The sequence below is a fragment of the Pseudoalteromonas issachenkonii genome (assembly GCF_002310795.1).
Classification (GTDB): domain Bacteria; phylum Pseudomonadota; class Gammaproteobacteria; order Enterobacterales; family Alteromonadaceae; genus Pseudoalteromonas; species Pseudoalteromonas tetraodonis.
Window position 1 is genome coordinate 2,842,283 of sequence record NZ_CP011030.1, and the last position, 20,801, is coordinate 2,863,083.

Annotated in this window: 18 protein-coding genes and 1 pseudogene; 9 read left to right on the forward strand and 10 right to left on the reverse strand. The window is 38.0% G+C overall.

All coding sequences use genetic code 11. The features are described 5' to 3' along the window. The first annotated feature begins 105 nt into the window (after positions 1 to 105). Complete coding sequence (locus PISS_RS13185; protein ID WP_013465869.1) at positions 106 to 486, forward strand: DUF3192 domain-containing protein; 381 nt, start codon at positions 106 to 108, stop codon at positions 484 to 486. Positions 487 to 499: 13 nt separating this feature from the next. Here PISS_RS13185 and PISS_RS13190 read toward each other — a convergent pair whose 3' ends face one another. From PISS_RS13190 to PISS_RS13200, 3 genes and pseudogenes are all read right to left on the reverse strand, one after another. Then, the gene (locus PISS_RS13190; protein ID WP_016900589.1) at positions 500 to 1,399 is read right to left on the reverse strand and encodes a diguanylate cyclase; all 900 of its coding nucleotides are present in this window, start codon (positions 1,397 to 1,399) and stop codon (positions 500 to 502) included. After that, positions 1,389 to 5,159 (reverse strand): ATP-binding protein, encoded by a 3,771-nt coding sequence (locus tag PISS_RS13195; RefSeq protein WP_058155244.1) that lies wholly within the window; start codon positions 5,157 to 5,159, stop codon positions 1,389 to 1,391. The genes PISS_RS13190 and PISS_RS13195 overlap by 11 nt, the downstream gene beginning before the upstream one ends. Positions 5,160 to 5,225: 66 nt before the next feature. Then, positions 5,226 to 5,483, reverse strand: a pseudogene (locus PISS_RS13200) (PhoH family protein); the annotation flags it as partial. 85 nt (positions 5,484 to 5,568) lie between these two features. On the opposite strand from PISS_RS13200, the gene PISS_RS13205 reads away from it, so the two are divergent. The 7 genes from PISS_RS13205 (at position 5,569) to PISS_RS13235 (ending at position 13,612) form a co-directional block, all read left to right on the forward strand. Then, a complete protein-coding gene (locus PISS_RS13205) occupies positions 5,569 to 7,059 on the forward strand; it encodes a site-specific integrase (protein ID WP_008113382.1) in 1,491 nt (496 codons plus the stop codon). After that, positions 7,043 to 9,814, forward strand: coding sequence for a hypothetical protein (locus tag PISS_RS13210; protein WP_013465872.1), 2,772 nt, complete (start codon positions 7,043 to 7,045; stop codon positions 9,812 to 9,814). The genes PISS_RS13205 and PISS_RS13210 overlap by 17 nt, the downstream gene beginning before the upstream one ends. Next, positions 9,811 to 11,895 carry a site-specific integrase gene (locus PISS_RS13215; protein WP_008113384.1) on the forward strand — a complete coding sequence of 695 codons (2,085 nt, stop codon included), beginning with the start codon at positions 9,811 to 9,813 and terminating at the stop codon, positions 11,893 to 11,895. Before PISS_RS13210 ends, PISS_RS13215 begins: the two co-directional genes overlap by 4 nt. Next, on the forward strand, positions 11,892 to 12,356 hold the full coding sequence (locus PISS_RS13220) for a hypothetical protein (RefSeq protein ID WP_008113385.1): 465 nt from the start codon (positions 11,892 to 11,894) through the stop codon (positions 12,354 to 12,356). Before PISS_RS13215 ends, PISS_RS13220 begins: the two co-directional genes overlap by 4 nt. 222 nt (positions 12,357 to 12,578) lie before the next feature. Then, complete coding sequence (locus PISS_RS13225) at positions 12,579 to 12,956, forward strand: MerR family transcriptional regulator (RefSeq protein WP_008464133.1); 378 nt, start codon at positions 12,579 to 12,581, stop codon at positions 12,954 to 12,956. A gap of 60 nt (positions 12,957 to 13,016) precedes the next feature. After that, a complete protein-coding gene (gene merC, locus PISS_RS13230) occupies positions 13,017 to 13,406 on the forward strand; it encodes an organomercurial transporter MerC (RefSeq protein ID WP_008109712.1) in 390 nt (129 codons plus the stop codon). Beyond that, positions 13,394 to 13,612: a GDCCVxC domain-containing (seleno)protein gene (locus tag PISS_RS13235; protein ID WP_008109710.1), complete on the forward strand. Its 219-nt coding sequence runs from the start codon at positions 13,394 to 13,396 to the stop codon at positions 13,610 to 13,612. The genes merC and PISS_RS13235 overlap by 13 nt, the downstream gene beginning before the upstream one ends. Before the next feature lie 22 nt (positions 13,613 to 13,634). On the opposite strand, the gene PISS_RS13240 is transcribed toward PISS_RS13235, so the two are convergent. The 7 genes from PISS_RS13240 to PISS_RS19055 are packed head-to-tail and all read right to left on the reverse strand — an operon-like array spanning position 13,635 to position 19,194. Then, positions 13,635 to 14,174 carry a manganese efflux pump MntP gene (locus PISS_RS13240; protein ID WP_008109708.1) on the reverse strand — a complete coding sequence of 180 codons (540 nt, stop codon included), beginning with the start codon at positions 14,172 to 14,174 and terminating at the stop codon, positions 13,635 to 13,637. Between the two features lie 51 nt (positions 14,175 to 14,225). Then, positions 14,226 to 14,816, reverse strand: a complete 591-nt coding sequence (gene qatD, locus PISS_RS13245) for a Qat anti-phage system TatD family nuclease QatD (RefSeq protein WP_335337943.1) — start codon at positions 14,814 to 14,816, stop codon at positions 14,226 to 14,228. A 12-nt stretch (positions 14,817 to 14,828) separates the two neighbouring features. Continuing rightward, positions 14,829 to 14,957 (reverse strand): hypothetical protein, encoded by a 129-nt coding sequence (locus tag PISS_RS19120; RefSeq protein ID WP_257720497.1) that lies wholly within the window; start codon positions 14,955 to 14,957, stop codon positions 14,829 to 14,831. Beyond that, the gene (qatC, locus tag PISS_RS13250) at positions 14,954 to 16,288 is read right to left on the reverse strand and encodes a Qat anti-phage system QueC-like protein QatC (RefSeq protein WP_058155245.1); all 1,335 of its coding nucleotides are present in this window, start codon (positions 16,286 to 16,288) and stop codon (positions 14,954 to 14,956) included. Before qatC ends, PISS_RS19120 begins: the two co-directional genes overlap by 4 nt. Further along, entirely contained in the window at positions 16,281 to 17,168 is an 888-nt protein-coding gene (locus PISS_RS13255) for a hypothetical protein (protein WP_008109702.1), read from the reverse strand. The genes qatC and PISS_RS13255 overlap by 8 nt, the downstream gene beginning before the upstream one ends. 1 nt (position 17,169) lies before the next feature. Beyond that, complete coding sequence (locus PISS_RS13260) at positions 17,170 to 18,930, reverse strand: KAP family P-loop NTPase fold protein (RefSeq protein ID WP_024596196.1); 1,761 nt, start codon at positions 18,928 to 18,930, stop codon at positions 17,170 to 17,172. Positions 18,931 to 18,948: 18 nt separating this feature from the next. Then, on the reverse strand, positions 18,949 to 19,194 hold the full coding sequence (locus PISS_RS19055; RefSeq protein ID WP_016899212.1) for a helix-turn-helix domain-containing protein: 246 nt from the start codon (positions 19,192 to 19,194) through the stop codon (positions 18,949 to 18,951). Between the two features lie 509 nt (positions 19,195 to 19,703). Between PISS_RS19055 and PISS_RS13270 the strand changes: the two genes are divergently transcribed. Then, complete coding sequence (locus tag PISS_RS13270) at positions 19,704 to 20,603, forward strand: cation efflux transmembrane domain-containing protein (protein WP_013465880.1); 900 nt, start codon at positions 19,704 to 19,706, stop codon at positions 20,601 to 20,603. Positions 20,604 to 20,801: the final 198 nt, after the last annotated feature.

A 20,801-nucleotide genomic window follows, 5' to 3' on the forward strand; every position in this document is an offset into this window, starting at 1 on the left:
TAACTCAAAAATCACTTTAAAAATAAGTAATTGATTTTTAAGGACTAAAAAACTGGCCTAGTCTTTGCTCTAAAGTCTGTAATTAATCATCTAGGATAATAAAAAATGAAAAAAACACTTTTAATCGCCGCCCTCACCGCTCCTTTTTTAACTGGCTGTGTTATTGCTGTATCCGATGGCGAAGCGGAAGGTCATTGGGCTGGTAATAGTTCTTCTAGCTGGCAAGCAACACATAAGAATAATCGTGAAATTATTTCAGGCTTGGCAATGGATAGCTCTTATCAGTCGGTATTAAAAACCCTAAAAACACCTGACTTCACCGAATTACTCAAAAAAGAAGAGGATGTTTACCAAGTCTTATTTTATGCAACGCACAGCATCCATTCAGATGGTAAAATGACTAAAGATGAATGCACACCGTTGGTATTTAAAAATGATAAATTAGTTGGTATTGGTGCCTCAGCACTGCAAATGCTGACAAACTAAGTAACTACAGCATTTATTGGGCGCTAATTTGATTGCGCCCTAACTTTTTCGCATTATACAAACCGGAATCAGCTTCTTCTAACAATGCTTTTTCAGTGTAAGCTTGGCTACTCTCACTAGAAGCAATACCGATGCTAATGGTGACGTGTGTAGCGTTTAAAGACGCATTATGTTCAATATTCAAATCATTAACGGCGTTACGTAACTTGTTGGCAAAAGCGATTGCACCTTGCTGATTGGTTTCTGGTAATACGGCCACAAATTCTTCACCGCCGTAACGCGCAACAAAATCACTGCCACGCTCACATTGCGCGGCTAACGTTTTTGCCACTGTTTTTAAACATTCGTCTCCAGCTCGGTGGCCATAGTAGTCGTTATAACGTTTAAAATGATCAATATCTATGAGTAAAACGCACAAAGGAGAGTAGTTACGCTTACTTCTACGCCACTCTCTTTCTAAGTTCTCATCTAAATAACGTCTATTGGGTATTTCTGTTAAGCCATCAATAGAGGCAAGCATTTCTAGCAAATCATTTTTTTGCTTAATTAATAACTGGTTCCGCACTCTAACTTTCACAATAGCGGCACTAAATGGCTTACCAATATAATCCATTGCGCCGAGCTCTAGCCCCTTTGCCTCATCTTCATGACGGTTGTTTGCAGAGATAAAAATAATAGGAATAGCCTGACTTATACTGTTCTCTTTTAGCTGTACGAGTACTTCATAACCATTCATACCAGGCATCATGATATCTAAAATGATTAAGTCTACTTGTGTGTGTTTAACAAACGCCAGCGCGTCTTCGCCGCTTGTCACTAAGTAAACATCATGCTCATCGCTTAAGGTTTTTTCTAAAATGATTCGGTTAAGCGCATCGTCATCTACAATTAATATTTTTGCTTTATTTATCATTGCTTACATCTAAAATTTTTATATAAATATGAACTTGTTTTAACTGTATTATCAGCTCTTTAATTGCAGCATTGGCGCTCTTGTCGCCCACTTTTAATAATTGCTCAGTATGTTGAGCACATAACAACAATCGGTTAAACCCTAAGTTTCCTGCTATCCCTTTTAGACTATGCACTAAGCGTACCATTTCAATAGTAGGTATGTCTTTTTGAAGCTCAGCTGAATATGACTCACTTAACACCGCTAACTTAGTAAGCATGCTTTGCAATAGCTTCTCATCATCATTGAACTGTGTCAAAGCGAAGGTTTTATCAAAAAAGCAAGGCTTAGATATGCCTAAATCAGCTATCGATGCAAATAAAATAGGCGCAACCACGGGCTTAGTTAAATGTTTATTCATACCACTATTCAATGAACGTGCAATATCGGCAGGCTCACAATGTGCAGTTAATGCAAAAATAGGCAATTGCTGGGCCTCAAACTGTTGGCGTATTATTTGGGTTGCTTGATAGCCATCAATACCCGGCATTTGAATATCCATTAAAACTAAATCGGGGCGCAATATATTCACCCATTCAACCCCCTGTTTAGCATCACTAGCAGTCACAACATTCACTTCGGCTTTACACAATATACTGCTAATAATGTCGAGATTGAGCGGGTTATCATCTATGGCTAATACTAAGGTTCCCGCTATTTCTTCTTGTGGTTTATCCGCTTTATTTTGAGTTACTTTCTTTAACTTTTCAGGGGTTAAACTAAGTAACCGCTGCGCCAATGCACTGCGCGGTAAATACTGGCTAATAAAAGAGTCATTTATTGAAAGCTGATTCGGTTGCGAGTGCTCTATAACGATGAGTGAAGTAGTACGAGTGTGTAATACTGCTTTTATTGCTGAGGTGAGAAAGGCAGGTACGTCATCAGCATCGATTACAATGCTATGCGCTTGTTGCAAACAATCTGGATCAGTTACGACTATTTCAAGAGCTTGATTATTGAAAAAAGGATGCGCGGTAATAACCTGATTAAGCAACTGACTCTTCGCGCTGGTGATCAGTAATAGTCTATCTGTAAAGCTTGCTGATTTCTCGGTATCTGTCGCTAAATCAAGCGTGAAGTAAAAATGACAGCCATGGCCTTTATCACTACTGAGTGCAATTTCACCTCCCATTAATGCCACACTATGCTTTACAATTGCCAGCCCTAAGCCAACCCCTTGATGCAAGCGAGTAGATGATTCATCACCTTGCGTGAAGGCATCAAATAAACGGCGTTGATCCGCTTGAGCAATCCCCACTCCCGTATCAATAACCTGAAAACAAATACGCTGCTCTATATGGCTCTGGCTCGGCTGTAATGTCATTTTTAATGTCACACTGCCTTTATTGGTAAACTTAACGGCATTGGTAAGTAAGTTACCTAATACTTGTTGCAAACGAATTGTATCACCGACTAAAAATGGAGAAATTTGCGAGTCTATGTCGATTTTTAGCTGTATCTGTTTTGCTTGGCATAAAGGTAAAATTAAACTTTCGCAGGTATCAATCAAATCAACTAAGCACAATGGCGCTAATTGCAGCGTTGCTTCTTTACTTTCAACACGGGCAAAATCAAGCATACTATTTAGCATCTGCAACAAATTATTGGCCGCATATTTTGCTTGGCTAGTTTGTTGAATTTGCCGCTGTGTTAACCCGTGCTCTGCGAGCATATCCAATAATCCCAACACGGCATTGAGGGGGGTGCGTATTTCGTGGCTTAAATTAGCAATAAAACGGCTTTTAGCTAACGTGGCACGCTCTGCATCATCTTTGGCTTTGGTAAGTTCTGTAACATCTTGAATATGAATAACATAATAAAGCGGCTGACTATTTTCATTCCAAATTAACGACATACTCAACTGTAACCAGGCATTTAATTGGGTATGAGCCAAGGTTAAGTGAAACACCCTTTTCTTATTATTTAATAATTGCTGTAGTAATGCTTCAAGCTCCTGCCATTGCGTATTATTAAAAAGCGCATAAAAAGGAGTATCGGTTAATTTATCATGCTTGGAAAATAATTTTCGTGCGGCTTTGTTTATCTGTAAAATAGCGTACTCAAGCGAGAGTAAAAACACCCCATTTGCGGCAAATTCAATTGCGCTTCTAAATATAGATTCAGACTCTTTTAATGCATACAAAGTATGTTGTTGTTCTGTAATATCACGACCAACCCCCATAGTTCCTAATAATTGTTGCTGTTCATTGTAAAAGGGAGCAATGGTTAACTGATAAGTTCGCTCAGCAACATCTATGCGCTGCTGAATTTGCATTCTATGCTGTAATACTTGATATTCCAGCAAAGTAATTTGTTCATACTCGTTACTTATGTTGTGTATTTGCTGCCCAAGAAGTTCACCTTGAGTTTTTCCAATAAACAACTCAAACGCTTTATTACAGCCTAAAAAAATGCCTTCTGTATTTTTAAAATAAATAAAATCAGGCACGCTATTAAGTACTGTGTTTAATAACGCTAAATGACGCTCTTTTGCTTGGTCGCTATGTTTTAGCTTTTGCGATTGTTGCCGTACTTGATCATCTAACTTTTGATTAGCATTTTGCAAAGAAATAACTAAATGCTCATTTTTCGCAAAAATAGCTTTTACCCGAGCAAACCAAGGTTGCCAGTTTAACGGTATTTGGTAATTTAAATACCCGCTATTGTCATCGTTATGATGCTCTAAATAACGCATCAACTCGGTCATAGGTTTGATAAATATACGTTTGCTTAACCAAAAAAAGATGTAAAACATCAAACATAAAAATAAGGCTAACGAAATAAACTCTATCAATACTTCATACACAATACCGCTTGAGAGAGTGTGCTTGTCAGCAAGAAACGCCAGATGAATAGGGTTCTTTTTTGAAGGCTGAATTAAAAATAATGAGTCTGCTCGCGCATTACTCTTTTGTGAGGGGCTATTAATATTAGGCCAATAGGTCGATAACTTTATGGCTTGATTAATTGGCTGCTGTGAACTGGCAATAATTTCATTCTCTTGGTTGATAAAAACATACTCGCCTTGCTTTGAGGTTATTTTTTTCAACCAACTAGAGATAGCCTGTAAGTCATATATTAAAACAATATAATCTGAGGAGTTAAGCTCTCGCTGTCGGCCAACTGCAAAATATGCGTTATTGTCTACTTTAATAACGGCACTTGAAGTGAGTTTGTTCGCTGAAGGTAAGGGTTTAAAGTCGCCATTAAGTACCTGCGTTAAAATATAACTTTGTGTATTGTTACGCCGAGCTAAATAAGCAAAGCCGCGCTCATCAACATAGGCTACAGAATGCAGCGACGAAAGCAGCGCTAAAGCGGTATTGAAAGACGGTGCCAGCGACATGACTTTTTGCCAGCGTGATAATGCCTGTTCGGAATAGCTGAATTGGCCTTTTCCTACTATTTCGCCATTAAAATGTGCTATCTGGCTATAATAATAATGCTCGTATTGATTAATGTTTTTTGTGAAGGCATGATTCGCTGGTTGTGGGGCGTGTTTGTCATACATAATAAACATCGCATTAAGTAAATCGTCGATGGCTTGCATATCATGGTCAAGCTGCGCCGATAACGCACTAAAATCGGTGGTCTTTTTTGTTATTGCACGGTCCATTTTTATATCATAAAAATGCAAACACAAAAAAGAGGCCACCAATAAAGGGATTGCTAACGCCACAAAAACAGAGCGATGATAATGTTTTAGCGGTAAAAAATTCAACGACCTACCTAATTATTAGCTCAAAAATCAAACTGTAGACTATAGAGCCAAGATGTTAAGCGCAAGTTATAAATTTTCCTCGGCGAACGAAGCCAGTCGACTGCGTACTACCCCATTAAGATTTACGGTAGCACCACCTTCAAAGTGCTTAAACCGCTCTACAATATAGGTAAGCCCCGAAGTAACCGCCGTTAAATAATTACTGTCTATTTGTGCCAAATTCCCAGTACAAATTAGTTTTGTTCCTTCTCCGCAGCGGGTAATAATGGTTTTTAGCTGAGAAGCTGTTAAGTTTTGGCTTTCATCTAAAATCACCCCCGAATTGATATAATACTATCATACCCTCAATAAACTTGAACAAAAAAGTTTTTACACACATACTCTAGCTAAGAATCAAAGGTGAACGAAAATGATACTTCGAAATACAACAAAAACTAAAATAATTAAAACATCAGTCAACTTTGGAAAAGGAATGTCTTTTCACCTCGATAAATCAGGGCAACCTATTAAGACTGAAAAAGGCATCAGAACTCACTCATATAGGCACGATAAAATAGAACCTAATTTTCCAGTGCTATATCACCCGACTCGCTTCACCGAATGCCAAGAAATGAACTTATTTTTAATGCACCGCTTTGAAGGTCATTTCAGTCTCAAAAAGAATCAAATAGACAATGAGGCTTTTAGTGACGCTTATCATGCCAGCCAACCGGGAAAGCCATTAGATGTTAAGTCTGTTCGCAGTATAGCTAAGCACTTAAAAGCTTTCTTAGATTGGTTGGATAAAGATGATGCATCCTATTTTGAAGTAATAGCTGCACCACTTTCAAAACAATCTGTAGATGATGATATTTCTAGGTTACCTGTGTGGAGATATCACAAACATTTATGTGAAAGAGTCGAAACCAAAGATAAGTCTAAACGCATAAGCTTTAACAGCGCTCAAGAACGAATTAGAGCTGTTAAAGCATTCTATATATGGAGCCATAAGCGCGGAGCTATAGATAGCCTCCCCTTCTCACTTGAATACAAACAGGTACGTATTAAATCGAAAGCTAAATCAGGTGTCAGTTCGTTGTTTCAATTACCTACCAGCAACAATCGTTCTGGGGGCTTATGGAAATGGGTCAGTAATTTGAGCATTCCAAATACATTGAAACAAAAAGAAGACTCACCAGACAAAGGTCTACAACCATATTCTCCAAAAGAACTTAAACAGTTACTGGAGACGAATACAGCTCAAAAAGAGACTTATAAACTTTATTTGCAGTGTGCCTTGTTAGGTGGACTTCGATCTTTTGAAATTTCGGCCATCGACCAGAAAGACCTCTTTAACCCTGATGAAAAAGAAAACGAGAAACGTATTCCAAAATTGAACATTGTACGAAAAGGACATAAGCCAGTGAGATTAACAATAGCGCGAGTTCTAATGAAGCTTTTGTACAATCACACTTTGACAATTCAAAATATGAAGCGACGTACCAAACATGAGACTAATCATGGTATGGACAATAGCGAACATCCGCTTCCTTTGTTTATGAATAGTTCAGGATCGCGGATAAGCGAAGATACACCGGGGAATACTATTTCCATAGTTAGAAAAGAACAAAGGAAGCAGGGATTAGAAATACTATTACGCACATTCCATGACTTACGCGCTACCTTTGCTACTTATGTCGCTAAATACCTAATTGACAAAGGTGAATCAGAAAGTTCCATCCGACAAACACTAATGACTTTGATGAGTCACGAAAGCTTTAAAACAACCAAACGTTACATCGACTTTGCCAAAAGTGTATCAGTGGATGCATACGGAGCGATGTCAGAGTGGGTAAAAGATATCTACGGTGATGTTAACGAATTGCTTATGCGTGAGGCTGAAGATGCTACAGCAAGTTAAAACGCGGAAGTCCAATCGTATTCCTGCTAGATTTAAACCTCATTCAATTGTTCTAGCCGAACAGTTAGACGTTTTATTTAACAGGGCATATGACAAAGAAAGCAATATTAGCACAGGTGACGACACTGCTATTTCAATGAGTCGCTTGCGGAATGCTTGTGTCAGTTTACAGCACATTCTTCCTCTAGCCCTTAATAAGGTTAGTGCAGATACTGCGACATCAATTCAAACTTCGGGATTAAATGCTCTATCAGACTTTGAAATTTGGCAAGAACTGGAATACTTTTGCATTAATGAAATAAATGATGTCAAGCTACCTAGTTATGCTACTCGTATAGAAGAAGCTTTAGAAAACATAGCTAAGTTTCATTTTTATGATAACGCTATCAACGCTCCTTTTAGGCTAGTAAATGGGGCTACTTCAATCGACATAACTAAATTATTCGAACTTGAATTCCATCAAGTAAAAGAGACTCGTAAATTACTAAAAAAATATCTGGACTATCTCGTCCTTCCAGAATTAAGCCTCAAAGATTCTTCTATTAGAGACAACATCCTCAAAACTGCGACTGCTATTATAAATATTTGTCTACATGATACTTTTAAGAATACTGAACGCGTCAAACTGCCATTATTGGCAACATTAAAGGATAGGGAATTCGTTTCATCATTTATATGCAATCACAACTTCCGTACTTTTTTAAAATTTATACTACCCGATGTGTGGGGTAAAGCTAGAGTCAATCAATTTAAAACTGAAGCCGAAGTGATAGGGTATGCACAAAGCATATCATCCAAATTTGGCAATGAAGTTGATGCTTTTTTGAAAAATCAGATAGCAAGCGCTTCGGAAGCTAATACAACAAGAGTTAGATCCTCAACTTTATCATTTCCAAGGTGGTTGAATAGTGCTGGTAGCGTAGCATCACCAATAATTAAGCTGCTTAGTGAGCGTGGAATTCAAGGGTTTGCAGAAAATGGCCTTCAGGGATTTAAATACCTTTATAAGCATTACCAAGAAGAAACTCAAAATAACCAGCAGTTTTTACTGCTACTAAACGCTGCATTGGACCTTTACCACTTTGTTACGGGTGAAAAAATCGCAAAGGAAAGTTTATTACCCTACTCATTGGGCTATTACCTTAAAGAAAGTGACACTACCGAATGGCAGAAGCATGAGTGGGTATATGACAATGCCTATAAATTTTATCAAAACCTAGTCGAATACCATAAAGTTTTTACAAAGCGAATTGATGGCGAGAGCATAGGCATCGTCACTCTCAAAGGTTACATAGGTAGTATGGCTAGAGCATTGAAAGAAAATGCATCATCATTAACAGATGAACAAATGAAGCTTATTGCCAATCATGGGGTTCATGCTTTTGTTGAAAATAACTGTGAGATACTAAAGGCTATAAGAGAGGCAATTCAACTAAAATCAAAACAAGGCGATTTGTCGGTTTTTGTTGGTAATCAATATCAGAGCGCTATCGACAAATTACTATCGTTTTATGGTCTAGATACTATTAAAAGCTTTCCGGTCAACACCGAATTAACTGCACAACATCAAGAGCAACTCTCTCAGAATCAAGATAAGCTCTACTCATATAGAGAAGTAGTAGAATTAGCATATTACATAGAAAAAGGGCTTTCTGAGACCTTACTCACAATTAAAGACAAAGTTACACTTTATGCAGCAAAAGTCATATTGAAAACTGGTTGGAATTCAACTCCTACGCTAGAGCTTGATACTGACGACTTATTTTTCTTTAACACGCCATTACATTCAAGTAAAACTCCTGCTCTTCGTTTATTTAAACGCCGAGCTAATTATCAAACACAATGGCATAAATTTGAAATTAAAGCCGAAGATCTAGAAAAAGAAGGCGTCTTATACGGCGACGTTGTCGAACCAGTAATATTTGATATTAAGGCTGCGACTAAACTTACGTCTATTTACCGCCCTTCTATTGAGAACCTATCAAAAAGAATTTTTGTTTTTCCCAAAGTAAATAGTATTGGAGAAGTAAAGATTCAATTATTAACAGCATCACGTTTCAAGACCACTATAGATAGGATATTGACTGAGCTTGGGTGTGATATCGTATTTAATTCGCAAAAGATCAGAAAATCAGGGCTTAACTACATTTACCGAAAAGTTGCCAAAGAATTTAAGTGGTATCAAAAAGCTGGCAAGCACTCTTATGAAACGTTCTTGCGTCATTATTTAATGCAAGATAACAAAGATGTTGCAATGACAATCAACAGAGCGACAAAAACAATGGCAGACTATTTTGTTCGCGATGTTACCGACAAAGTAATCATTTTGCAGACTCCACCAGAAGACGGTAAAAAAGTCCCGAATGGCACATGCATTAACTCAAAAGATAAATCCGCAGTAGTGGCATTCGAATCACAAAACAGGAAATTATTAGACCAGCGAGATACAAACGAGCATGCATGTGCCGACTTTAACGCATGCTTGTGGTGTCCGTTCTATCGCTGTGTTGCTGACGCATTGCATGTTTGGAAACTTTTGTCATACCGGGATTTTGTTGTTGCTGATATGGAAAACTCAGCCGCAACATTTGACTCTATAACAGAGCAACTGGAAAACATAGAGCAGTTGAAAAATAGGGTTAACGAAATATTAGCTGATATTGCCAAGCTTAATGCTCAAGCTGTGACTGATGGAAAAGAACTATTGAGAACAGAGGGTATTCATCCTCATTGGAAAAACACAGGTTTGCTATGACCAAAGAGATAACTAAAACAAAACTACTTGATATCGCTGTTGTAAAAACACATACAGGTCAAATCACTATAAAACCTTTGGTTCAGGTGTTAGAAGATTTTAAAGTTGATGATACTAGCGCTTTTAATTCGATTGCTTTGTGGGAAAACAGAGCATTGAATATTGCTAAACATGGCACTATTCACTTTGGCGATGACACTTGGATAAGCTATGAAGAAACGCAAAGAAATGTGAATTTTAAAGGTGTTGATGAATTAGCATATCAAATTCGAATTTATTCACTAATTAAACTCACACATGGTGATGTTGTAGGCGGTAAACCTCTAAAAATCTCTACACTTCAAAATGATGTAACGTATCTAAATTTATTTGCAGCCTTCTTAAGACAAAGAGGTTATCACTCATTTCATGAGTTGGAGTTCAAATCTGACTTAGTTATTAGGAATCTCATAAAAGACTATTTATATGAAGTCAGGAAAATAGCTATTTACAGACAATCACACTCATTTACTAAACTATTTGACGTGCAGCGCAGCTTTCGTCTTTTTGGCCCTAAGGTGTGTAGTGTTTTTATTGATGTACTTAACCAACTAAACGAGTTACACCATCCGAGACCAGTCACTTATTCGCACCCTGTCATTCCTACTAAAGTAATGAAAAAAATTCTGAAGTTTGCAGAAAAAATAGTTGAAAACTCTAAGGATAAGATAGAACGATGGCTAGAATTAAATGCACGCTTAATAGATAGTTTAAATGAAGGCTCCGTTGAACCACCGCCCAAAATTAGTACAGGTGAGCTAATAGCAAAACATGTAAGAAACTTACCCGATGAAGTGGAATTCATTCAATTATCCGAAGAATTAGAAGATTTAAAATTAGCCACATACATTAATATCTTGGCCTATACAGGCATGAGATATAACGAAGTACTTACATGCAAGGTTGGCTGTGCCAATTACAAAGATGATATTTATTACATTACGGCAATCATGACCAAAACCGACAACAGTAAGGTTGAGATGGAATGGTTTTCAAACGCTGAAGTACATGAGTGTGTTGGTATTTACGAAAAATATGTGTTCGGTATGCAAGAAAGGGCAAAAGCTGTACTTTCTTCATGCAGAGCCAATATAACAAGTAGTCAAGCACACAACTTGAAAGAAGGGTTAGAAAGAAACCGTCTTTTCGGGGTTTCACATAGTAGCTGTAGTGTTAGTTTTAGCGATGCTGGGCGATTCACAAAATTTGAGGTTAAAAACAGTGAAAACATTGAGCTTTTTGACTTAACTCTAGACGATGATGATATAGCAGAGCTTGAACGCCTTGAATCTAACTACAAAGAAGTTAGAGGAGAGAATAGAGGTGTCCCATACGAAGAAGGCGATACGTTTAGATTAACCGCTCACATGTTTCGACATACGTTGGCCTACTTTGTCATTGCCAATAAATTAGGTGAGCTTGATGATATTAGATATCAATTTAAACATTTAACCAGCCTAATGACGTTTGTTTATACTCGAAGAGCATTTTTGGCCTCAACAACTTTAATTAAAACTACTGAAGAGTTTAATGAGATTTTAATTGACCGTGTTGCAGAAGAGTTAATAGATGAAGCCGAGTCACAATCACTTAAAGGTGGTGCTGGTGAGCAAATTAATAAAACATCTAAAGATCTGATAATAGGTATTACTGATAGTCAAAGTAAAGATTCGACTGTGATTAAGCAGATCCATTTCAGTTCAATTGAAGAACTGAAAAAATTTCTCGTCAAAAATATTAAAAACATACGTGGCTTGCCTACGGGGTACTGCACTGCGGGAGAAGCTTGCAAGATAAAAGGAGCAGGAATCCCTAGCGGCTGTGTGTATTGTGGTAGTAAAATCATTACCAAACGCCACAAGGTCAATTGGCAAGTGATAAAAAAAGATGCGACCCAGAAACTAGAGGCATATGCAGCATCAACCACAGAAGAGCAAGAAGATTACGAGCTATTTGCTATTCACTGGAAAAATAATATAGCAGCAGCTGACTATGTATTAGATGAAGGCAAAGCGCATACAAACCAAGGAGAACAAGCATGAGTAGCGCATATGATGATATAAAACGTGCTTTTGAAGAGATGAAATCTGATGGCAGCAAGATAACCAAAAATGCAGTAGCAACGAGAGCTAAAAGAAATATTGCGAATCTATCTAAAGAAGAAGAAAAATGGGTAAAGTTACGAGAAAGTATTGAAAAAGCTCAATTAACTTGGGAAGAAAAAAATAAAGATAATTTAATAAAACAACTCAGAACAAAGGTAGCCGAACTAAAAAGCAAGCTTGCTAAAGAAAAGCAAAAAAATAATATCGGCACTAAGGAAATCGATAATAAAGATACAAAGTTATTAGTGTTGTTGAGTGAAATGTACGCAGAAATAGATAAGCTCAAACTGATTAATGCCGATTTACAAAATCAACTTCAGCATTCAGGGCAACATACAGAAATAAGAGTGGATACGTCTACTGGTGAAATTATTGAATTAGTTTCAACGAAACAATAGATTAGATGTAGTAGCTCATATCTCAACTTACAGTTTTGTTGATTAGGCTTAGACTTCACCTGACAGGCAGCAAGAGCGAACAAGAGACGGTCAGAGTGATCTGGATATGTGAACTTAATTCTACAAAGAGGACGCTTAGCGACCCCGTTCATGCAATAAAATTGAGTTTAGGCAATCCGCATTAATTGTATAATGATATTTCTGCTTCTAAAGAGTATGTTTATGAGAACCATTGGAAAACTGGCAAAAGATTTAGATATCAATGTTGAAACAATCCGTTTCTATGAGCGCCAAGGTCTGATAGAGCAACCTTTAAAACCAGAGTCTGGTTACAGAATGTATGGCGATGCCCTTACCAGTCAACTCAAATTTATTCTGAAAGCTAAAGCATTAGGGTTTACGCTGAAAGAAATTGAATCGCTTATGTCACTAAGTGACAGTTGCGCTGATATTGAGTCGATGGGGTTGCAAAAACTTAATCTCATTCGTAATAAAATTGCTGATTTACAGCGATTAGAGAAAGTAATTCAAGATATGACAGATTCTTGCAAGGCCAATCAAGACCCTCAATCCTGCCCGGTAATAAATTCACTTAAATAGCTATTGACCCCGTACTTATGTACGGAGTTTATACTACCTTAAAAATTGAGGTAGATAGTTATGATCAATAAAATTCTAGATAAAGTAGGTTCTGGTGGCGTTTGGCTAGCCGCCCTTAGCTGCACAGCATGTTTTCCTGCACTCGGCTCATTGGCATCTGCTCTTGGGTTAGGTTTTCTTTCACATTTTGAAGGGATAGCGGTGAACACCTTATTGCCATTATTTGCTTCACTAGCGTTGTTAGTTAATTTCTATAATTGGTATCAACATCGAGATTCATTGAGAGGCGTTTTAAGTGTCATTGGCCCAATTGCAGTATTGCTGACCCTTTATCCTTTATGGCAATACGACTGGAGCACTTACTTATTTTACTTTGGGATCATTTGGATGGTCGTAATGTCTATTTTAGATATTGTTAAGCCCATTAAGGAACCAGTATGCAAGGTATAGAACTAGAATCTAAAATCACTTGCCCTGAATGTGGATTTAGCAAAGTTGAAACCATGCCTACAAACGCTTGCCAATGGTATTACGAATGCGAAAGCTGTAAAGCACTACTTAAACCGTTAAAAGGTGATTGTTGCGTTTATTGCTCTTATGGAACAGTTAAGTGTCCTCCTATTCAAGAAGGCAATGCATGTTGCTCAGGTAAGTAGCCTAGTATTCGGTGGTTCTGTGTCAACCAAGTAATATCTTAAATGCGATTGCGATTAACACTAAACCACCAAATAGTTCAGCTTTAGATTCCAGCCATACGCCACTTCTTTCGCCGATATTCACACCAATCCAGCTAAAGGCAAACGTCGTGACGCCTATTATCAAGCAAGCTACGGCTATATCTACCTCAAGCAATGTGATTGCATAACCTGCCGCCATTGCATCAATACTGGTGGCAATAGCAAGAACAAATAGCACACGATGAGTAACATTAGCAATATCTTCTTCAATTCCTTCAGATTGGGACTCATAAATCATTTTGCCACCGATAAATACTAGCAAAATAAAAGCTATCCAAGGTGCATAATCTTCAATCCAAGATGATAAACCTTTACCGCTGTAATAGCCTAAAAGAGGCATAAAGCCTTGGAAAAAACCAAAATAAGCAGCGGCTTTAATAAAGAGCTTTTCAGCATTTACTACTTTTTTAGAACCTAAGCCTATGGATACTGCAAACGCGTCCATACTGAGTGCTATAGCTAATACAAATACTTCAAACAAACCGATTAAACCTGAATAAAATTGTTATAAGATTACGTGACGTATAATTAGTTACTTGACTGATGTTAAACACCTAAGATTTACTGACAATTTTTCTATTATCAAAGCCTTATTTTTACACCAAATTTCAGCCAGATATTCAGTAACAGTGCCAACACTTGAAGGAAACAGAATATTCCCCGCCACTTTGGCGAAAGGTCCATCAGTTTCGAGTAGAACTCTATCTTGAGGTATCCACGATATTACTTTTTTAGCTCTGGCTGAAGTTAGCATGGCTGGCCCAATAGAGAAGAAACAGCCTAGCTCGACGGCTTCTAGAACTTGCTTCTTAGTACCTAAAAACCAATGAAGAATAGAAGTACCAGCATTGGGATGTAACTTAAGTTGTTCAAGAACTTCACCAGTCGCGTTAAGACTATGGATAGTTAGTATTTTGTCATCAAAGCCTTCACATTTTTTTAGAATATGCGTGAAAACCTCTAATTGATCATCAAAGTAATCAGCGTAACCTTTTGAGCCATCCAGTCCAATTTCTCCAATATATCTAGTTCTATCAACTAGCTTATCGAATAGTGCTAATTCATTTTTTCTTAGATGAGCAAGTTGAGGGTGAAGCCCCAAGGCCGTCTTACAGTGTTTTATGCCACTTGTTAACTAGACAGTACCTTCAAAAGCTGAAGGCACCGTAGTTACTGATAGCACGTAATAATTACTGCTTTTTATGTCGTTCAATACCTCTTGATGATCTGGATATAAATCAACGTGGCAATGAAGATCCATCATGACGATTTATCCGCTTGGAGAAATAATTCAACCTCTGCCAATCCTCGCTTAATAGTTGATTCTAATTTTTCTCGTATATCTTTTTCTTGTGGTATTGGCCCTGAACTTCGAAGCCAAGAACGATAGTTATCGGATTGTTTCAATCTAATAATGGCAGTTTGAACCGCTTGGAGATCATCGCGAGTATCTTTTTCTTTGATAAGATCTCTCAACCGCTTTGTCTTGTATGGCGCATCTTGTGTAAAACCAGCATGAAAAACTGACGCTCTTCGAATAAGGCAAGGTACACAATGCCCACACTGTTTATGTTCTCTGTGCCAATGACTGCATGAAACACTTAGGGGAACTGCTTTTCTAATTGCGTCTTGATCAACACATTCCGCTAACATTTCACCTTTAGTTTTGAATTGATAGGGGTTTACAAATTTGACATGAAACCCAGTGTCTCTAAGCAAAGATTCAAGCCTGCTTAGAAAATTAGGATGAGTAGTTCTAGTGCTATGGCTACCAATCCGTCTTCTGGTAAGCGGCGGATTTATAGAAATATAGCCATTCTCTGGGACGACAATAGTTTCAATACTGCTATCGCAATTAGCATTTCTTAAGGCTGATATACCAAGTACCGCCATAGCTAGGAAGTTAAAGCTTCTTCCCCTCATACTAATGTCAGTTTTACCTTCTAAGTGCTTAATAATATGGGGAGACATTGAATAGGACAATTCGCCGAATGGCGGGGATAATAATTGCTTAATGTCTTCTTGCTTAGCGCCATCACCACGATAAGCGTGACTAACCAAGAGAGGCTTTAAATCTGATTCTCCGTTCAAAATATCAATTGCACCAACTGCGCTATCAAGACCACCAGAAAAAAGGCAAACAGAGTTGAGTCCAATTAATGATTTTGCTTTTGCTTTCGCTTGCTCACTTGTTTTAGGAGTCGGCATCGGCATAGTTGTTTTTTCAAAAGTAAACAGCCATTGATCGCCTGTAAGAAAGTTGAGCAAAGAACTCAGTTCAGGTTCTACAAAATTCCACATATCCTCATCAGTTACAGGAACATGCAAATGCATTTTTCTAGCCCATGCATTTTCTGCATTATCCCTTAATTCAAATGTATGAGCAGCGGTAACGGCGGTAGCAATTGTTATCAGATCTATTGAATCAGCATCTACATTCAATCCTAAATCACGAACTGTTTGTAGTAGTTGTTTTGACACCAAGCTGTGCTTAGTGATGTCATTTTGATGCGTATGAAACATTTGGACAGGATGACAATCATCAGAAAAGTCAGGCAAGTTAGCAGGGTCATGGTTAAAGTAAAAATTAGTCATTAAAGCTCTCCCATTCATCAACCGTCATAGCAATAGCATCGGCTTGAATTTTAGTAATATTTTCTTTGCTAATAGTACTGGGGTTGCCATTAGTTACTTTGTCTAACTGCTCTTGTGTAATCACTTTTATTAGTTCCCTTAATTCAACTTCCATTTGATGATGCTTGCTTGCTGGCTCAACATGAAACCAAGCTCTGCCCATGCCTTCAACCACATCCTGAAAAATAAGGTCTGTTAAATAACAGCCTATGGCTTCTTGGATAACTTCGTCAGTAAAACTGTTTGGGTCAAATTCTTCTGTATCGGGGAGTGCTTCTTCTAGTGCGTAATCCAACGCAACTCTTACAGCATCCGAATCGGCATTATCAGGCGCTAAATGGCTAGCAATTTTGTCGATTGCTTGATCAGTCGATAGCCCAGTTAGATCACCTAATGATAAGCTTTGATTATTAACCGTTACGGTGTCGCCACGCATGACACCAAGCAATCCAGAACCAGCAGTTATGCCGCTTGATAGTCTCCTGCTTGTGCTTTTACCTCCGCCAGAGCCTTTTCTAGAGTAACTTTTTAATGAACGCCTTAGATCTGAGGTTGAGCCACCTGTTTGCGCATATTTACCAAATGCTCTTCTGGCACTGGCAAACCTATTTGGAGGCGGTGTTGCTGTAGGTGAACCACCGATTTCTTGTTGAACCTTGTCATTGTCAATATCATTGCTATTGTCATTCTGATCATCAGCTTGATTATTATCAGAGCCAGCTTGCTCATCCCCATCAGTACCTGATGCAGGTTCTATTGTGACAGGATCTCCTTGCTCTGCCCAAGATGGAATAAGTGGACTCTTATTATTTGGTCCTGTTGACGATGCGGACGTACCCATATTACTTAGTTCCCTCTAGTTCTTTTAAAATTGGATTAAGCCATCTTTGGCGGGGCAAGCTTTTTAAAAATGTAAGAAGACTTAAGCTACATTTATCATCCTGCTTGGCAAGTAACACAGCCCCATAAATGCCTGTTGGTCTTTCGGTCCAATCACCAATCAACTTAAAGTTTTCAATCAAACCATCCATGACTGACATGTATTCTTCCTTCGGAGTTGTGGTAATCGCAGTAGAGTTAACGCCACTGACCCTTACCTTTTGCTTCATTAATTCTTCTACGAGTTTTTGAGCGGCTCCAGACATTACCGAATTAACAGCCCCCATTGGAATGCTTTCTCTGCTCAGATATGCCGCTGGTGTCAAATCCATTTCAGTGAACATGGGAGGTAATTTCGACCATTTATCAATAAAAGCTAGGTCGAGTTTCCACTCTTCAGGTAAATTAATTTCGTCAAATTCGACTTCTGAATTTTCAAGATCCGCTAATACTTTTGGATATCCGTTTTCCTTATCAATTAATTCATAAAGCTTGTTGGTAGCCTGAGTGCCTAAGCACCTCTCAAAAATTACCAGCTTAGTGATAGTTTTTTCATCAAGCTGCATTCCTCTGCGATGAGCGGTTTTCTTTCTCATCTTAACCTGATTGAGTAATCGCTTAACTATGCGAGGGTTGCCGTTAATGTTTGTGGATTCAGCTAATAGTGGAGCTAACTGTTCAGCAACCACAAATTTACTTCTGAGTTCGGAATGCTTTTCAATCTCGTGATCTTGAAGTAGCTCGTCAACGGTAATTTGTGGTTGTTTCCACGACAGCCTTAATGACTCTTCAAGGGCACATCTTATCGTTTCTAATTGCGCATCGGTAACGCCGTGATCTTGAGCAGTAAGCATCATTAAATATGCCCTTATCTCCAGAACGCCGGGTCTTGGTACATGCACAGGAATTTGAATAAGCTTGTCTAAATAATCAGTTTGATGTCGTTGAGATGCACCTTTGTGATACTCAGGCACTGCCAAGCGGATCATGTCCTCATCGGCGGCAATAACAAATGCAGTATTGGGTAAAAATAGAAATAACCTGATCGCCTCAAGGGTCGAAATAGCATTAAATGGAGAGCAGCGATCTAAATTATCGACATAGACAATAAGTGGCTTATCAAACTCCTTTAACAGATCAGAATATGCTTTTCGGAATTCTTTAATTTCTTTAGGAGGTGAAAATGATTTATTATCTTTGATCAAACCTTTGTTTTTCTTCGCGACATCCTTAGCGCCATCGACAGCACCTTTTACATCATCAACATCCAGTTCACCATCGTCACCACCACTGAATAGTCCCATGATCTTCTGTATACCACCCATAGTTGGTATACCAGCTAATGCTGCACCACCATCCATTAGCAATCCCATCAGTCTGATCTTATCTATTCGTCCAGCAAACTCTTTTGCTTTTGCACTGAGATTTTTATCGTCTGCTGCTTTTTTAACTAAAGTAGATGCAATTGTTTCTAGTAACGCCGCTTTAGCGTCATCATACCCTTGGAAAGTCCATGCATCGAAATGTACTTGGATATATTCTTGTTCATCACTTTCCAGAGAAGCCTTAGTAAGTTCAAGAATCGTCGATTTTCCAGCGCCCCAATCACCAAAAACGCCTATACTAATAGGCATTAACTCCTTTTCTGTTATAAGATCTTTTATTGACTCAGCCGTTTCATTAAAATTTAAGAAATCAATTTTTGATTCTTTATCAGACCACATAACGTCTCCTTTTATTTATTATTTCTTTTGTTCCATTCTTTCAATAATTCGGTGAACCGTGGGGCGGCTAACAGAATATTTCTTCGCTAATGCAGAGATCGATTCACCATTTAATTTATCTTTATATAATTCTTTCGCTTGTTTGTCTGATAAAGCAGGCAATCTGCCCATGTGTTTGCCTTTAGCTTTAGCCTCTTCACGACCTTCTGTGGTTCTGGCTTTTATAAGATCCCGCTCAAGTTGAGCGAATATGTGGCTACGCATAATGTTTGAGATTATTTCTCATCAAGCCAGATTGGGTGAGTACTAGGAAATCTTCGTCAGATTTGAGCCTGAAGCAGTCGTAAACGATGGTACAAAATTACTTCAGCTAAAATTCACTTTGATACGAAACCGGACATTAGGCTTAGCGTATCTCATGACAAGTGTTCCAACAATATAGTCGTTGCTCTTACTTTTAAATTTAAATCTTGTTTTAGATCCTCTGTACAATTAGTAACACACCAACGCGACTTTAATGTGGAATTAGGATCATCGGTTAATTTATTCTATCTAGATAGCTCTTCTATTTTTTATCTTTGATAAACATCGGTATAAAACGGGCAGTCCAAATAATGTTAGCAGTGTTTGCTGTCACTACCCCCCAACAATTATTTTCTTGGAATAGCTATTTGAGTTACTTCCCAATCTTTTCAAATTAAATAACTTTTTATTTGACTCTATAGCCACTATAGATTTTATACTTATTTTAATATTGTTTCGGAATGTTAAATATGTCAGAAAAATGTAGTGGTCAGTGTCAATCATCTCCTACCAACGAAGACGTAAAAATTGATACACAATTAGATAACTATAGTGGCGCGTTTGTCAGTACATATAAAGTGCCTCAAATGGACTGTCCTTCAGAAGAGAGATTGATCAGATTAGCACTTGACTCAATTCAGCCTTCAGTTGGATTGCAGTTTGATATTCCTAATCGCTTAGTCAAAGTTTTTCATGATGAAAATTTAGATGAGATAACAAAAAAGTTACAACAACTTAAACTCGGTGCAGAGTTAGAGTCAACTAAACAAAGTTGCAGTACAGAAGCTGCAAAAGCAAAAGACTTAGCCCAAAAAAATGAGATGAAAGAAGCATCAACCCTAAAATGGTTGTTAGCCATTAATGGAGTCATGTTTTTTATAGAAGTAATTGCTGGGATTATTGCACAGTCTGCTGGCCTAATTGCAGACTCATTAGATATGTTTGCTGATGCTGCTGTGTATGGTTTAGCTATTTATGCCGTAGGTAAAAGTATTAGCATGAAACTTAGAGCAGCACATATATCTGGTGTGCTTCAAGTTATTCTAGCGCTAGGTGCTTTGAGCGAAGTCGTAAGACGCTTTGTTTACGGTAGTGAACCGATCTCTTCTTTAATGATGATATTTGGTGGAATAGCACTAATCGCTAACGTTGCTTGTCTGTTTTTGATATTTGGCAACAAAGAAGACGGCGCTCATATGAAAGCGAGTTGGATTTTTTCCGCAAATGACGTTATCGCAAACGTTGGTGTAATTTTAGCTGGCTTATTAGTTACAGCAACAAGCAGTCGTTATCCAGATTTAGTGATTGGTTTGATAATTGCTCTTGTCGTTTTAAACGGTGCTCGCCGCATCTTACAGCTAAAGTATTAAGCAGAGAAATGAAAATAATGCACTCATCGTATATCAAATCAAATATATCATACGTGATAATGATTTTAATCGCGGTGCAGTCTGTGTTTTTTTCGCTAGAAGAGCTTGAAATAAACTTAAGTGAAAGTTCTTTTAGTTCATCACTAACTAAGTCTATTACCCCGCTAAAAGCTCCAGAAGACTCCAATATGCTTGAGG